Origin of the sequence: Bartonella queenslandensis AUST/NH15, assembly GCF_000312585.1 — a bacterium.
Lineage (GTDB): Bacteria > Pseudomonadota > Alphaproteobacteria > Rhizobiales > Rhizobiaceae > Bartonella > Bartonella queenslandensis_A.
Window position 1 is genome coordinate 1 of the sequence record NZ_HE998283.1, and the last position, 736, is coordinate 736.

A 736-nucleotide genomic window follows, 5' to 3' on the forward strand; every position below is an offset into this window, starting at 1 on the left:
AAAGAGCTCTTTTTTTACGAAAATGATGATCATTAAACATTGCTTTGACAAGAGCTTGGCAATCATCAAAATTTCCTTCAATGGCAATGGCATGAACATTTGTACTTTGATTAGTTGTCATTTGCCGTTGTTGAATAGGTGATACACGTCCTTTAGGAAATAAAATAAAAATATCTGAGTGTTCTTTTCCAGCACAAGCTTGTATTGCAGCCCCTCCTGTATCACCTGATGTTGCAGCAATAATCGTTGCAAATCTATTTTTTTTAGTCAAAACATAATCCATTAGTCGAGAAAGAAACTGCATTGCAACATCTTTAAAAGCTAAAGTAGGCCCATGAAAGAGTTCAAGGATAAACTCATCTGTTCCAGTCTGTCGTAACGGACAGACTGCTGGATGGTGGAAGGTTGTATAAGATTCAGCAACCATATTTTCAAAAGCTGTGTACTCGATCTCGTTATTTACAAAGGGCCATAAAATAGTTTTAGCAATTGTTGTGTAAGACTGACCACGAAGTGCGCGTAACGCATCAAATGATAATTGTGGAAATTTATCTGGAAGATAAAGTCCACTATCACTTGCCAGCCCTGTCATGATTGTTTTCGTAAAGCTTAAAGCAGGAGATTCACCTCTCGTGCTGATATATTGCATAAGTTTTATCCTTTTTTAGTTCTGGAAAATTGATGGAATTATTTATTTCATGTTTTTTATAATATTTAAATTATTAAATGGATAGAA

Annotated in this window: 1 protein-coding gene; it reads right to left on the reverse strand. The window is 34.9% G+C overall.

What is annotated here, in order from left to right:
• On the reverse strand, positions 1–649 hold a 649-nt coding region (locus BN338_RS10210), incomplete at its 3' end, for a pyridoxal-phosphate dependent enzyme (protein WP_039762152.1).
• Positions 650–736 lie beyond the last annotated feature (87 nt).